Source organism: Sphingosinicella terrae (genome assembly GCF_003347635.1).
In the GTDB taxonomy this organism is placed as follows: Bacteria; Pseudomonadota; Alphaproteobacteria; order Sphingomonadales; family Sphingomonadaceae; genus Allosphingosinicella; species Allosphingosinicella terrae.
In genome coordinates this window covers 1-12,123 of sequence record NZ_QDFY01000014.1, presented here as the reverse complement: position 1 = coordinate 12,123, position 12,123 = coordinate 1, and the positions used below count along the sequence as shown (strand labels likewise).

The 12,123-nt window shown below is 66.7% G+C and carries 12 protein-coding genes and 1 pseudogene; 10 read left to right on the top strand and 3 right to left on the bottom strand.

Features of this window, described 5'->3' with window-relative positions; translation table 11 throughout:
- Positions 1–185 precede the first annotated feature (185 nt).
- Positions 186–1,016: a TerC family protein gene (locus DDE10_RS19760; RefSeq protein WP_162806752.1), complete on the top strand. Its 831-nt coding sequence runs from the start codon at positions 186–188 to the stop codon at positions 1,014–1,016.
- 85 nt (positions 1,017–1,101) lie between these two features.
- Here the strand turns inward: DDE10_RS19760 and DDE10_RS19755 are convergent, their stop codons facing one another.
- Positions 1,102–2,052 carry a DUF808 domain-containing protein gene (locus DDE10_RS19755; RefSeq protein WP_114954529.1) on the bottom strand — a complete coding sequence of 317 codons (951 nt, stop codon included), beginning with the start codon at positions 2,050–2,052 and terminating at the stop codon, positions 1,102–1,104.
- Between the two features lie 182 nt (positions 2,053–2,234).
- On the opposite strand from DDE10_RS19755, the gene DDE10_RS19750 reads away from it, so the two are divergent.
- From DDE10_RS19750 to rpoN, 5 genes are all read left to right on the top strand, one after another.
- Positions 2,235–2,852, top strand: coding sequence for a ribonuclease D (locus DDE10_RS19750; protein WP_114954528.1), 618 nt, complete (start codon positions 2,235–2,237; stop codon positions 2,850–2,852).
- Positions 2,845–3,483 (top strand): LPS export ABC transporter periplasmic protein LptC, encoded by a 639-nt coding sequence (locus DDE10_RS19745; RefSeq protein WP_114954527.1) that lies wholly within the window; start codon positions 2,845–2,847, stop codon positions 3,481–3,483. The genes DDE10_RS19750 and DDE10_RS19745 overlap by 8 nt, the downstream gene beginning before the upstream one ends.
- Positions 3,480–4,019, top strand: a complete 540-nt coding sequence (locus DDE10_RS19740; protein WP_114954526.1) for an LptA/OstA family protein — start codon at positions 3,480–3,482, stop codon at positions 4,017–4,019. Before DDE10_RS19745 ends, DDE10_RS19740 begins: the two co-directional genes overlap by 4 nt.
- A 193-nt stretch (positions 4,020–4,212) precedes the next feature.
- Positions 4,213–4,992, top strand: a complete 780-nt coding sequence (gene lptB / locus DDE10_RS19735; RefSeq protein ID WP_114954525.1) for an LPS export ABC transporter ATP-binding protein — start codon at positions 4,213–4,215, stop codon at positions 4,990–4,992.
- A 7-nt stretch (positions 4,993–4,999) separates the two neighbouring features.
- Positions 5,000–6,529 carry an RNA polymerase factor sigma-54 gene (rpoN, locus tag DDE10_RS19730; RefSeq protein WP_114954524.1) on the top strand — a complete coding sequence of 510 codons (1,530 nt, stop codon included), beginning with the start codon at positions 5,000–5,002 and terminating at the stop codon, positions 6,527–6,529.
- A 9-nt stretch (positions 6,530–6,538) separates the two neighbouring features.
- Here rpoN and DDE10_RS19725 read toward each other — a convergent pair whose 3' ends face one another.
- Positions 6,539–8,059: an FAD-binding protein gene (locus tag DDE10_RS19725; protein WP_162806751.1), complete on the bottom strand. Its 1,521-nt coding sequence runs from the start codon at positions 8,057–8,059 to the stop codon at positions 6,539–6,541.
- Positions 8,046–8,393 (bottom strand): hypothetical protein, encoded by a 348-nt coding sequence (locus DDE10_RS23605; protein ID WP_162806750.1) that lies wholly within the window; start codon positions 8,391–8,393, stop codon positions 8,046–8,048. Before DDE10_RS23605 ends, DDE10_RS19725 begins: the two co-directional genes overlap by 14 nt.
- A gap of 226 nt (positions 8,394–8,619) precedes the next feature.
- On the opposite strand from DDE10_RS23605, the gene DDE10_RS19720 reads away from it, so the two are divergent.
- The 4 genes and pseudogenes from DDE10_RS19720 to DDE10_RS19705 all read left to right on the top strand — a co-directional run.
- Positions 8,620–8,925 carry a hypothetical protein gene (locus DDE10_RS19720; protein WP_114954522.1) on the top strand — a complete coding sequence of 102 codons (306 nt, stop codon included), beginning with the start codon at positions 8,620–8,622 and terminating at the stop codon, positions 8,923–8,925.
- A 91-nt stretch (positions 8,926–9,016) separates the two neighbouring features.
- The gene (locus DDE10_RS19715) at positions 9,017–10,576 is read left to right on the top strand and encodes a pentapeptide repeat-containing protein (RefSeq protein WP_114954521.1); all 1,560 of its coding nucleotides are present in this window, start codon (positions 9,017–9,019) and stop codon (positions 10,574–10,576) included.
- Between the two features lie 111 nt (positions 10,577–10,687).
- Positions 10,688–11,887, top strand: coding sequence for an ADP-forming succinate--CoA ligase subunit beta (gene sucC, locus DDE10_RS19710; protein ID WP_114954520.1), 1,200 nt, complete (start codon positions 10,688–10,690; stop codon positions 11,885–11,887).
- A gap of 127 nt (positions 11,888–12,014) precedes the next feature.
- Positions 12,015–12,123 (top strand): annotated as a pseudogene (locus DDE10_RS19705) (electron transfer flavoprotein subunit beta/FixA family protein); the annotation flags it as partial.

Below are 12,123 nucleotides of genomic sequence, written 5' to 3'. Positions count from 1 at the left end.
GGGCAGAACGCGCAAAGGCCTTCACGCCGGACAGCCGGCGCGCGAGCGAATCCTATACCCGAAAAAGACGGGCTCTGCGAGTGCTTTTCCCTCGGCGTCAACAGACGCGACCGTAAGAGCACGATCCATTGCTCGGAAGCCACACTTCATGCATGGCGCGGCAAGTCCAGCGGTTCGGGGAAATCATGATCGACTCTCTCGCCATTCTCGGCCAGCCCGAAGCGTGGGCTGCGCTCGTCACCTTGATCGTGATGGAGGTGGTGCTCGGCATCGACAATCTCATCTTCATCTCCATTCTGTCGAACAAACTGCCCGAAGCGCAACGCGCGAAGGCGCGACGGATCGGCATCAGCCTGGCGCTGATCATGCGCCTGGCACTGCTGTCGGCGATCGCCTGGCTGGTCGGCCTCACTGCGTCGGTCGTCGATTTCGGACTTCAGGGGCCGCTCGACGCCCATGGCCGGCCGAGCTTCGAGACCAGCTTTTCCTGGCGCGACCTGATCCTGATCGCGGGCGGCCTGTTCCTGGTCTGGAAGGCAACGAAGGAAATCCACCACAATGTCGATCCGGCGCCGACCGCGGACGTGTTCGACACGTCTCGCGCGGCGATCGGGTTCGGCGCCGCGATTTTCCAGATCCTCCTTCTCGACATCGTCTTCTCGATCGATTCGATCCTGACCGCCGTCGGCATGACCGAGCACCTGCCCATCATGGTCATCGCCGTCGTGTTCGCCGTCGTGGTGATGCTGCTCGCGGCCAATCCACTCGCCGAGTTCATCAACCGCAATCCGACGGTAGTGATGCTCGCCCTGGGCTTCCTTCTGATGATCGGAGCGGTGCTGATCGCGGACGGCTTCGGCGTCCACGTGCCGAAGGGCTATATCTATGCGGCCATGGCCTTCTCGGCGCTCGTCGAGGGCCTGAACATGGTAGCGCGCAACCGACGCCTCCGCCGCGAGGCCGCGGCGAGGGATGTCGACATGGCCGGGGATCGCTCGGACGCCTCCGGGGGGTGATCGAGTTGCCGCCGGAAGGGTTGCGTGGCCGGCGTGCTCGGCGGTGCTCGTTCCGGCGCACAGATCGAGCCGGGAACGCCTGTGCCTAGTGGGCGGCGTCCTTGCCGCGCGCAGCGGCGACGGCGTGATGGACCGCCACGATCAGCGCGCCGAGCGCCAGCCCGACCAGCCCGGCTCCGGCGGCGGTGACGATCCATTCGACCACGGCGTGGGCCGCCGGCAGCGCGTGACCCACCGCCACGGCGGCGTCATGGATCGCATGCTCCACGGCGCCGACACCGAATGCGGCGAGCCCATGGACGACGATGCCGCCGCCGACCCAGATCATCGCCGCGATTCCGATCACGGAAAGCGCCGCCATCACCTTCGGCATGGCTCGAACGAGCAGGCGCCCCAGTGCGCGCGATCCGGGGTCGGGCCGCTCGGCGAGATGAAGGCCGATATCGTCCATCTTCACGATCAGCCCGACCACGCCATAGACGCCGATGGTGATCGCGACGGCGACCAGAGCGAGGATGCCGGCGCGCATCGCAAACGGCTCCGTTGCGACCTCGGCCAGTGCGATCGCCATGATCTCGGCGGACAGGATGAAGTCGGTGCGGATCGCGCCCGACACCATCGAGCGTTCATGCTCCTCGCTGTTGAGCTCGGTGGCCACCTCGGCGAGGCTGCTCTTCTCATGGGTGAAGGCATGCCAGACCTTTTCCGCCCCTTCGTAGCAAAGATAGGCGCCGCCGAGCATCAGCAGCGGCGTGATCGCCCAGGGAAGCAGGGCGCTCAGCAGCAGGGCGATGGGCAGGATGATGAGCAACTTGTTGCGCAGCGAGCCCTTGGCGATGCGCCAGATGATGGGCAGCTCGCGATCCGGCGTGAAGCCGGTGACGTAACGCGGCGTGACGGCCGTGTCGTCTACCACGACCCCGGCGGCCTTCATGCCGGCGCGGCTGGCGGCGAGGCCGATATCGTCAACTGACGCGGCCGTCAGCTTGGCGATCGCGGTAACGTCGTCGAGAAGAGCGGCGAGGCCTCCGGGCATGAGGGGGGGCTTTCCTGGCTGGTCGGGCGTTTTCTGTGGACCGGGTTCAATCTCGCAATCAACCCCGGCTGGAACAAAGGTGCGGCGCCACCCTCTTGCCGATGCTCCTGCCGCGGCGATCTGGCCGCCGATGCCCGATGTGCATTGAGCGTTCAGGCGCTTCGCCTTATGCGGGCTAGCAGATGACCGTACATTTTCACGAAGAGGACCTGCCGGCCGACGTGCTCGGTCCCGGTCCAGTCGCCGTCGACACCGAGACGATGGGCCTGCAGCTAGGGCGCGACCGGCTGTGCGTCGTCCAGATCGCCGACGGCCGCGGCGACGAGCATCTCGTTCGTTTCGGGCCCGGCAGTCGCTACGACGCGCCCAATCTCAAGGCGGTGCTCGGGGATCCCGAGCGTGTGAAGCTCTACCATTTCGCTCGCTTCGACCTCGCCTCTATCCGCGCCTATCTCGGCATCGTCGCGGCGCCGGTATATTGTACCAAGACGGCCTCGCGCCTGGTGCGCACCTATACCGACCGGCACGGGCTCAAGGACCTCGTCAAGGAGTTGCTCGGGCAAGAGATCTCCAAGCAGCAGCAGCAGACCGACTGGGGTGGGCCGGAACTCTCCGATGCTCAGAAGGATTATGCCGCCTCCGACGTGCGCTATCTCCACGCTCTGAAGGCGAAGCTCGATGAGCGGCTCGAGCGCGAGCGGCGGACGGCGCTCGCGCAGGCCTGTTTCGAATTCCTGCCGCATCGGGCGATCCTCGACCTTGCGGGCTGGGCCGAACAGGATATCTTCGCCCATGTCTGATCTCGCCGAGCGGGACAGGATCTTCAAGCGGGGATGGGCGGCGCCCGGGGGAGCCCACGACCGCATGATCCGGCTGCTGAAGGTCGCCCTGCCCGCGGCGATCGGCGTCGTTCTTGCCTTTCTTGCCTTCGCCCCGCTCGAGGAGAAGCAGGAGGTGAGCTTCATCCTCGACAAGGACAAGGTCGAGCACGCCGAAGAACGGATGCGGATTCAGTCCGCCCAGTATCGCGGCCAGGACAGCCGGGGCCGGCCGTTCGTATTGAATGCCCGCGCCGCCCTTCAGCAGAGTTCTTCGGTGCCGATCGTCCATATCCGCGACATGAGCGCTCAGATTCTGCTCGACGACGGGCCCGCGCGCCTCGTCGCGGAGCGGGCGCGCTACAATATGGACACCAGCAAGGTCGCGGTCGACGGCCCGATCCTCTTCGCCGCCTCCGACGGCTATCGGATGCGCACGCGCGATGTGGTCGTCGACCTTCGCGCGCGTACCCTCGCCAGCCAGGGGCCGGTCGACGGTCAGATGCCGCTGGGCCGTTTTTCCGCGCAGCGCCTCCAGGTCGACCTTCCGGAACGCCGCGCTGTGCTGAGCGGCCGCGCCCGGGTCCACATCGTGCAAGGTGCGGTCGGATGAGACGGATCAAGCTCGCCGCCGGTGCCGCTCTGGCGATCGCCATTGCCACCGCATCCGCCGCCATAGGGCAGGAAGGCGGGTCGGCGCTCAAGGGGCACGACACCGACGCGCCGGTCGACGTCGCGGCGGATCGCATCGAGGTCCAGGATCGCGCCGACCGCGCCATATTCAGCGGTAGTGTCGAGGTCCGCCAAGGCAATCTGCAGCTCAGCACGGCGCGCCTGACCGTCGCCTATGCCAATGCGGACGGCATCGAGATCCAGCGGCTCGAAGCGAGCGGCGGTGTCGTTCTGCGCAGCCCGTCCGAGACGGCGCGGAGCCAGTTCGCCATCTATGATCTCAATCGGCGGATCGTGACGATGATCGGTGGCGTCAGCCTCGATCGCGGCGAATCGCAGGTGCGCGGTGGTCGGCTCGTCCTCGATCTCGACAGCGGCCGTGCCGTGATGGACGGGGGTACGGCCGGCGCTCCCGGCACCCAGCAGACCGGCGGGCGGGTGACGGGCCGCTTCACCGTGCCCCGCCGCGACAACTGATTGGCGCGTTTCGCAAGCGGCTTCCGCCACTTCGGCCATGCAAGAGTCTTGCCGGTTGAGACGGCGCACGCGATCGCCTAACTAGCGCAAGGGGATAGGCATTGCGCCGGAGAGGGGTGGTCCGAATTCGGCTCGCAATGCGATTGACAATCGGGACGGCCCGCCTCGAACGGGTTGCTCCGGCGGAGCATGCATGAACGAGACTCTCGCCATCGACCGACCCGACGTCCAGGCGGCGGTGGGTGAGCTTTCGCGCGGCCTCTCCGTCATCTCGATCGCGAAATCCTATGATAAAAAGGCGGTTTTGACGGACGTGTCGCTCGGGGTGGACCGCGGCGAGGTGGTCGGCCTCCTTGGTCCCAACGGCGCCGGCAAGACCACCTGCTTCTATTCGATCATGGGCCTGGTGAAGCCCGACAGCGGCCGTATCCTGCTCGACGGGCAGGACATTACCGGCCTCCCCATGTATCGTCGGGCGATTCTCGGGCTCGGCTATCTTCCGCAGGAGACATCGATCTTCCGCGGTCTCACGGTGTCCCAGAACATCATGGCGGTGCTCGAGGTCGCCGAACCGGATCGCCGGGCCCGTGCGGATCGCCTCGAGCAGCTTCTGGCGGAATTCCACATCGGAGACCTTCGCGACGCTCCGGCCATGGCGCTCTCCGGCGGCGAGCGCCGCCGCTGCGAGATCGCCCGCGCGCTCGCCGCCAATCCATCGATCATGCTGCTGGACGAGCCCTTCGCCGGGATCGACCCCATCTCGATCCAGGACATTCGCGACCTGATCGGCGAGCTGAAGAAGCGGGACATCGGCGTTCTCATCACCGATCACAATGTCCGGGAGACGCTCGACATCGTCGACCGCGCTTGCATCATCTATGGTGGACAGGTCCTGTTCGCCGGCGCGCCGGAGGAACTGGTTCGCGATCCCAACGTCCGCCGTCTCTATCTCGGCGAGAGCTTCGAGCTATAGGTCAGCCGTGTCGCTCGCGCCTCGCCTCGACATTCGCCAATCGCAATCGCTGGTGATGACGCCGCAGCTGCAGCAGGCCATCCGCCTGCTCGCGCTGTCCAATCTCGAGGTCGAGAGCTTCATCGCCGAGGAGATCGAGAAGAACCCTCTGCTCGAAACGGCAGGCGGCGCCGAGCCGGGCGAGGATGGGGGCGAACCACCCGCCGACACGGCGTCGGCCGCGCCCGACCGGGACGAGTCGGCCACCGTCGACGATCTCGTCCTGAACGGCGATGGCATCGCCGACGCGCCGCTCGACGTCGACCTGAACAGCGAGGACTTCCATCAGGACAGCGCCGTCGATTCCGGCGTCGGCCTCGACGGCGGGCTGGGTCTTGGCGGAACGGGCAGCGGCGGCGGCTTCGACGAGGCGCCGGACTTCGATGCCTTCGCCAGTGAGGCGCTGTCGCTCCACGATCATCTTCGGCGCCAGGCCGGCGAATGCCTCGGCAGCGTGGATCTTGCGATTGCCGAAGCCATTATCGACCAGATCGACGAGACCGGCTGGCTTCTCGTTCCGCTGCGCGACATTGCCGATCGGCTCGGAATTCCTCTCTCGCACGCCGAGCGGGTGATCGAAATCGTCCACGGCTTCGATCCCGCCGGTGTCGGCGCACGCAGTCTCGCCGAGTGCCTTGCGCTGCAGGCGAAGGACGCGAACCGCTACGATCCCGCCATGGCGCGGCTGATCGACAATCTCGACTATCTGGCGAAGGGCAATCTCGCCGCGCTTCGGCGGATCTGCGGTGTCGACGACGAGGATCTTGCGGACATGATCCGCGAGCTTCGCGCCTATGATCCCAAGCCGGGCTGCCGCTTCGCCTCCTCGGACCGGGTGGATGCGATCGTCCCGGACCTCTTCGTCGCCCGGCGCGGCGTCGGCTGGGCGGTCGAGCTCAACAGCGCGACGCTCCCCAGGCTGCTCGTCAACCGCACTTATTATACCGAGTTGTCGGGCGGGGCGCAGGATCGCCAGTCGAAAGCCTGGCTCTCGGAGTGCCTGCAGAGCGCCAATTGGCTGATGAAGGCGCTCGACCAGCGCGCCCGCACGATCGTCAAGGTGGCGAGCGAGATCGTGACCCAGCAGGAGGGCTTCTTCCGCCACGGAGTCTCGCACCTGAAGCCCCTGACCTTGCGCTCGGTCGCCGAATCCATCGGCATGCACGAGTCGACGGTGAGCCGCGTCACCTCGAACAAATATATGTCCTGCGAGCGCGGCCTGTTCGAGCTCAAATATTTCTTCACCAGCGGCATCCGCGCGTCGGGCGCCGAAGGCGGCGGCGATTCCGTCTCCGCCGAGGCGGTCAAGAGCCGGATCAAAGCGCTGATTTCCGCCGAGGATTCGGGCAAGATCCTCTCGGATGACCAGCTCGTCGACCTGCTCAGGGCGGAAGGGTTCGATCTCGCCCGGCGCACCGTCGCCAAGTATCGCGAAGCCATCGGGATCGGCTCCTCGGTCCAGCGGCGTCGCCAGAAGGCGATCGGGCGAGCGGCGTAGCCGCCATTCTCACTGGCAGAGCCCGGCCTTCTCCAGCGTTTGCGTGGAGAAGACGAAGCGCTCGGCCGGCGATGGCAGCAGCGTCGCCCGCGCCAGGTTCCAGGCATCCACCTTGTCGCCGTAGCTTGCGCGCACGCGCTCGGCGGTGAGTGCGTTCAATTTCCCCCAATGCTGCGAATAGGGAAAATCGTTGGCATCGAAGGCGCTGCGGACGGCTTCCATGACCCGGCGCGTCTTGCTGTTCTCCACTCCGTCTATGTCGATGATGCAGGTCCGCGCATATTGGACGAAGGAAAGCAGCCCCGGCGACGCGGTTGCGAAGCGGCAGGCGAAGGTCGCCGGCGTCCCCGGTACCGTCTGGTAGGCTTGGCGGGCCAAAGCGAGCGCCTCGGAGAGGCGATTGGCGGGCACGGCGAGCGCGGCCCCGGCGGAGCCCGGCTTGGACGTGGTATAGGTATAGGCCTCGCCCGGGCTGTTCAGGCGGTCCTCGAAGGGAGCGAGCTGCTGTGCCATGGCGAGCTTCACCAGGGCCGGGGTGACCGCCGGAAGGGCATCGACCAGCTTGCTGAACAGGGCCGGGAGATCGTTGCCGATATCGTATCCGGATTTCAGGCTCGGATCGATGCGGTGGCCGGGCGGGCATTCCTCGCGGTAGCGGGTGGTGACATAAGCGATTCTTTCCTTCGGGTCGGGATGCACGACCACCTGGAAGAAATAGGGGCGCTCCGCTGGTCGCGGCAACGGCACGCCGTCGAAGCTGAGGCTGTTCATCGCGAATTCGACCTCGGCGAACTCCATCTTCCGCCGGTACGATCGCAGCAGGTAAGTGGGCACGGTCCGCAGCATGACCGAATGGACAATGCCGAGCGCGCCAAGGCCGACCAGAGCCGCCCTGAAGAGCAAGCGGTCGCGCACCAGCTCGGCGTCGAGCTTCGCCGCGAACTGCGCGCTCATGATCGGCCGATCGGGATTCTCGAGCCAGAGGTTTCGGGAGCCGGTGAGAAGCTGAAGGCCGACCACCTCGCTCTCGAAGGCACCCATGTCGACAGCCGACCCGTGCACGCCCGTGCCGATCATGCCGCCGATCGTCTGGCCGTTGCTGGCGCCGCTGGTCCTGAACGAACGCCGGCGGCTTGGCTTCTCGATCTTGAGGTTGATCTCGGCGACCGATGCGCCCGCCTGGGCGAGGACGAGTGAGGCGGGATCGCCGTCGAAGGCGGCGTCGCATAGGGCCGGGCCGACGATGAAATCATGGTTGAGCTGGCTGGTCTGCAGCGCCCATCCATCCTCGGCCGCGGCGATGTCGGAGAAAGACCAGCGCGACCCTACCGCTCGAAGTCGAACCTGCCGATCGATGGCATGACGGATCAATCGCTGCAGGCGCTGGGCGGTTGTGCGCATATTGTCGAGCGAGGCGGCCGGCGAAGGATTCCGGATCCTCCACAGGCCCTTGATCGGCACCGTCACGGTGGCGTGGAAGTTCGTCCAGCTGCCACCTTCGACGAACTTCAGGAATTCATCGGCCGGCATCGTCGCTTCCGCCGGTTTCGCCGGCCCCGATCGTGCCGGTCGTCGACGGGATCTTGGCGCAGCGATACTCGATCTGCGTCGGCATCCACAGGCCGAGGGTAAGGACGGTCGCCAGCGCCTGTGCCAGTGTCTGCCGCACCCGTACTTCGTCGAGGAGGTTGGTGTCGCACTCGGCGACGTTGCGGCGCTGAACGGCGCCGAAGCCGAAGCCATTGCTGTCCACCACGGCCGGCTGATCGTCGGTCGGGTTGGGGTTGGCGACGATGATCTGGTGAGTGACGCAGCCCGAGAGCAGACAAGCGGCAGCGGCCAGTGCGACGGGATTGCGACTCATCATCCCCTCCCTGGGTCGAACATGACTCCGAATCGCAGGACGCACAAGAACAGGCTGCGGCCGCAACGCTGCCGCTATTCAACGCACGGCCGGGTCACTTGCCCGGTATCTCGGCATGCTGCGAGAAAAGCCTGAATCGGAACCTCTTAGCGGTAGCGCAACTATGTGCGGAGAAGGTGAAACTCCCCGGATTGCGCGGGGCTGGGCGACGCATTAACGGACGGTGATGCCGCGCGCTTCGACATGGCTCCTGCCTTTCATCCTGCTCGCTGGCTGCGCGACGCCGGAATCGCGGCTGCGTGGCGGCCTCATCGAGGCAGGTCTGCCTGAGCCGCTCGCCGGCTGCATGGCCGAGCGGATGGTGGACCGGCTGTCGCTGATCCAGCTGCGCCGTCTCGCCGATCTCGAGGCGGCCGGGCGCGCGCCGACTACCGAGGACTTCCTTCACCGGGTGCGGTCGCTTCGCGATCCGGAGATCTGGAGCGTGACCTCGCGCGCCGCTGCCCTGTGCGCCGTCGGCCTCGCCGGCTGACATCGCACGGTCGACCAAGGGGGCTTTCCGCTGGCATGCCCGGTCCTTTCGGGCAAAGCTGCCGCCCGGATCGGCTGCAGGAAACCGGATCATGTTTGGCTTCGTCCTCGCTTTCGCGCTGACCGCGGCTCAGGCGCCACCCAGCGTGGCGGCAGGCGACCAAACCTGCCAGTCGGCGCTCGGCTCGCTCTACGAGGGGACTGACGAAGCGGACCTCCCCGGACAAGTGGATGGCGCAACTCTGAATTCGGCCGACGCGCTCCTCCGCTTGCGCGCCGATCGCGGCGATGCGCTCATCGTCGTCAAAGGCGGCCACTTTGCCGGAGCCGACTTTCGCGGAGCATCGCTGCACAATATCTGCTTTCTCGACACCGACCTTGGGCGGAGCGACTGGCGTGGGGCCGACGCCACCGGGATCGGCTTTGTCCGGGCCGATCTCAGCGGCGCCAGGCTCGCCGGTGCCGACCTCGGGCAGGTCCTCCTCCGGGAAGCGACGCTTACCGATGTCGACGCCGCCGGGGCCGATCTCTCCGGCGGCCGCCTCGACGGCGGCTGGGCAGGCAGTCTCGACAATCTCGGCCTGGACGACGCCGATCTCAGCCGTTTCCGGTTCGACTGCGGCATCACGCTCGGCGACGGCTGCCCGCTGGAGCGGCGCATCAGTCTTCGCCGCGCCAATCTCACCGAAGCGCGAATCGACAGCTATTGGCTGATCGCCGACTGGACTGGATCCCGCATCGACGGGACGCAGGTCGGCTTGCATCAGCTCCAGGCCCTGGCCGCCGCCGATATTGCCGGCCCGCTCACCGTTCGCGGCGGCGACGCTGCGGTGGAGATCCGTCCGCAGGAGCTGCGCACGCTCCTCGCCCACGCCCGGGACGTGGAGCGGCCTGCACGGCCCGCGTTCGACTGCGCTCGCGCCGGCACCGAGGTCGAGCGGACGATCTGCGGCGATGACGGAGGCTTCCTGCGCGCGCTCGATCAGGATATGGCCTCGCTCTACAGACGAGCGCTCCTCGCCGATCCGTCGCTCGCCTCCGGCCAGCGCGCTTGGCTGGCCGATCGCGACCGATGCACCGGCGATGCCTTGCTCAGCTGCCTCGACCGAGCCTACCGCGCTCGTCGAGCCTTTCTCGCCGGACGTCTCCGGCCAGACTGGTTGGGCAGCGCCGGTCATGTCCTGTTCGTCGTTCCGGATCTGGGCTTCGACGAGGGCTTCCAAAGCGATCCGCTCTACCGGCGCCTGCTGCCGGTGATCATCGGTTCCGCCTCGGCTCATGTCGCCATCCGCGTGAATGCCGATGGGAGCCTCGATGCGCGCGGCAGTGCGGTGGGCGCCAACGCGCATCTGTGCTCGCTCGGCGCCGAGAGGCTGCGGATTGACCCTGACACCGGCTGGTATTCGGCTGCGCGGGACGCGGCGGCGGACGAGCCAGCGCCATGGCGGGGCCGGCCGGTGCCTGTCCTGCTTCTGTCCGACGATAGGGCCGAAGTTTATGAGCAGGGCCGGGCGATGGCCGACCAGGATGGCATCGATCCCCGGGCGGCCGACTATGCGAGCTGCGGCGCCCGCGCCGGATTCGAGCCGCTGGTGCGCGTGCCGGTCAGCGAGGGAGAGGCGCGTTCGATGTTCGAATCCCTGGAGCAATGATCTTCGTCGGCCCCCCACCGGCGGCCGGCTCCGCCGCGCGCGATGCTTTTCATCGCCCGGCGTCTGTGCTTTAGCCCGCCGCGACTCTCTCCAAGGGACCTCCTTTCAGCGATGAACATCCACGAATATCAGGCCAAGGAACTGCTCGCCCGGTTCGGCGTGCCGGTGCCGGCGGGCCATGCCGCCATGTCCGTCGAAGAAGCGGTCGCCGCCGCCGGTCAGCTCCCCGGCCCGCTTTACGTCGTCAAGGCTCAGATTCACGCCGGCGGCCGCGGCAAGGGCCGTTTCAAGGAATTGGGCGCCGAAGCGAAAGGCGGCGTCCGCCTCGCCAACAGCCCGGAGGAAGTCCGGGCCCATGCCGCCGAGATGCTGGGCAATACCCTGGTCACCATCCAGACCGGGCCGCAGGGCAAGCAGGTCAACCGCCTTTACGTTACCGACGGTGTCGACATCGCCCGCGAATTCTATCTCGCCTTGCTTGTCGACCGGAAGACCGGCCGCATCGCCTTCGTCGCCTCGACCGAGGGCGGCATGAACATCGAGGACGTCGCCCACGAGACGCCCGAGAAGATCCGCACCTTCACCGTCGATCCGGCGACCGGCTTCATGCCGCATCACGGCCGCGCAGTCGCCTCGGCGCTTCGCCTGGAGGGCGATCTGGCCAAGCAGGCGCAGAAGATCGCTGCCCGTCTCTACGAGGCCTTTGTCGGAACCGATGCGTCGCAGATCGAGGTCAATCCGCTCGCCGTCACCGACGACGGGCGGCTGCTCGTGCTCGATGCCAAGGTCGGCTTCGATTCGAACGCCGAATTCCGTCACCCCGATCTCGAATCGCTGCGCGACGAGAGCGAGGAAGATCCGATGGAGCTCGAAGCGTCGAGGCACGACCTCGCCTACATCAAGCTGGACGGCAATATCGGCTGCATGGTCAACGGCGCCGGCCTTGCCATGGCGACGATGGACATCATCAAGCTGAACGGCGCCTTCCCGGCCAACTTCCTGGACGTCGGCGGCGGCGCGTCGAAGGAGAAGGTGACGTCCGCGTTCAAGATCATCCTTTCCGATCCGGCAGTGAAGGGAATTCTCGTCAACATCTTCGGCGGCATCATGCGCTGCGACATCATCGCCGAGGGCATCGTCGCCGCTGCGCGCGAGGTCGAGCTCAACGTCCCGCTGGTGGTCAGGCTGGAGGGGACGAACGTCGAAGAGGGCAAGGCCATCCTGGCCGATAGCGGGCTCGCCATCGTCCCGGCGGACGATCTCGGCGACGCCGCGCGCAAGATCGTCGCGCAGGTGAAGCAGCCTGGTTGACGTTTACGTAAAGGGCAGAGTAGCTGCCTCTGTGTCGCGCCGCTTGCGGGGGCCGGTCGGCGGCGCCGAGCCGCGATGAACCTGCTGGGGTGCCGGTCTTCTGCGGCGTGACGGTTGGAGATTTGACATGAAGCTTCTGGTCGCTGTGAAGCGTGTGATCGACTATAATGTGAAGCCGCGGGTGAAGGCGGACGGCACGGGGATCGACCTCGCCAACGTGAAGATGAGCATGAACC

Excerpts from the sequence above, each read along its gene's own strand:
- DDE10_RS19740 (WP_114954526.1), top strand. The coding sequence starts at position 3,480 with ATGAGACGGATCAAGCTCGCCGCCGGTGCCGCTCTGGCGATCGCCATT.
- lptB (WP_114954525.1), top strand. The coding sequence starts at position 4,213 with ATGAACGAGACTCTCGCCATCGACCGACCCGACGTCCAGGCGGCGGTG.
- DDE10_RS19720 (WP_114954522.1), top strand. The coding sequence starts at position 8,620 with ATGCCGCGCGCTTCGACATGGCTCCTGCCTTTCATCCTGCTCGCTGGC.
- DDE10_RS19750 (WP_114954528.1), top strand. The coding sequence starts at position 2,235 with ATGACCGTACATTTTCACGAAGAGGACCTGCCGGCCGACGTGCTCGGT.
- DDE10_RS19760 (WP_162806752.1), top strand. The coding sequence starts at position 186 with ATGATCGACTCTCTCGCCATTCTCGGCCAGCCCGAAGCGTGGGCTGCG.
- DDE10_RS19755 (WP_114954529.1), bottom strand. The coding sequence starts at position 2,052 with ATGCCCGGAGGCCTCGCCGCTCTTCTCGACGACGTTACCGCGATCGCC.
- DDE10_RS19745 (WP_114954527.1), top strand. The coding sequence starts at position 2,845 with ATGTCTGATCTCGCCGAGCGGGACAGGATCTTCAAGCGGGGATGGGCG.
- sucC (WP_114954520.1), top strand. The coding sequence starts at position 10,688 with ATGAACATCCACGAATATCAGGCCAAGGAACTGCTCGCCCGGTTCGGC.
- DDE10_RS23605 (WP_162806750.1), bottom strand. The coding sequence starts at position 8,393 with ATGAGTCGCAATCCCGTCGCACTGGCCGCTGCCGCTTGTCTGCTCTCG.
- DDE10_RS19725 (WP_162806751.1), bottom strand. The coding sequence starts at position 8,059 with ATGCCGGCCGATGAATTCCTGAAGTTCGTCGAAGGTGGCAGCTGGACG.
- DDE10_RS19715 (WP_114954521.1), top strand. The coding sequence starts at position 9,017 with ATGTTTGGCTTCGTCCTCGCTTTCGCGCTGACCGCGGCTCAGGCGCCA.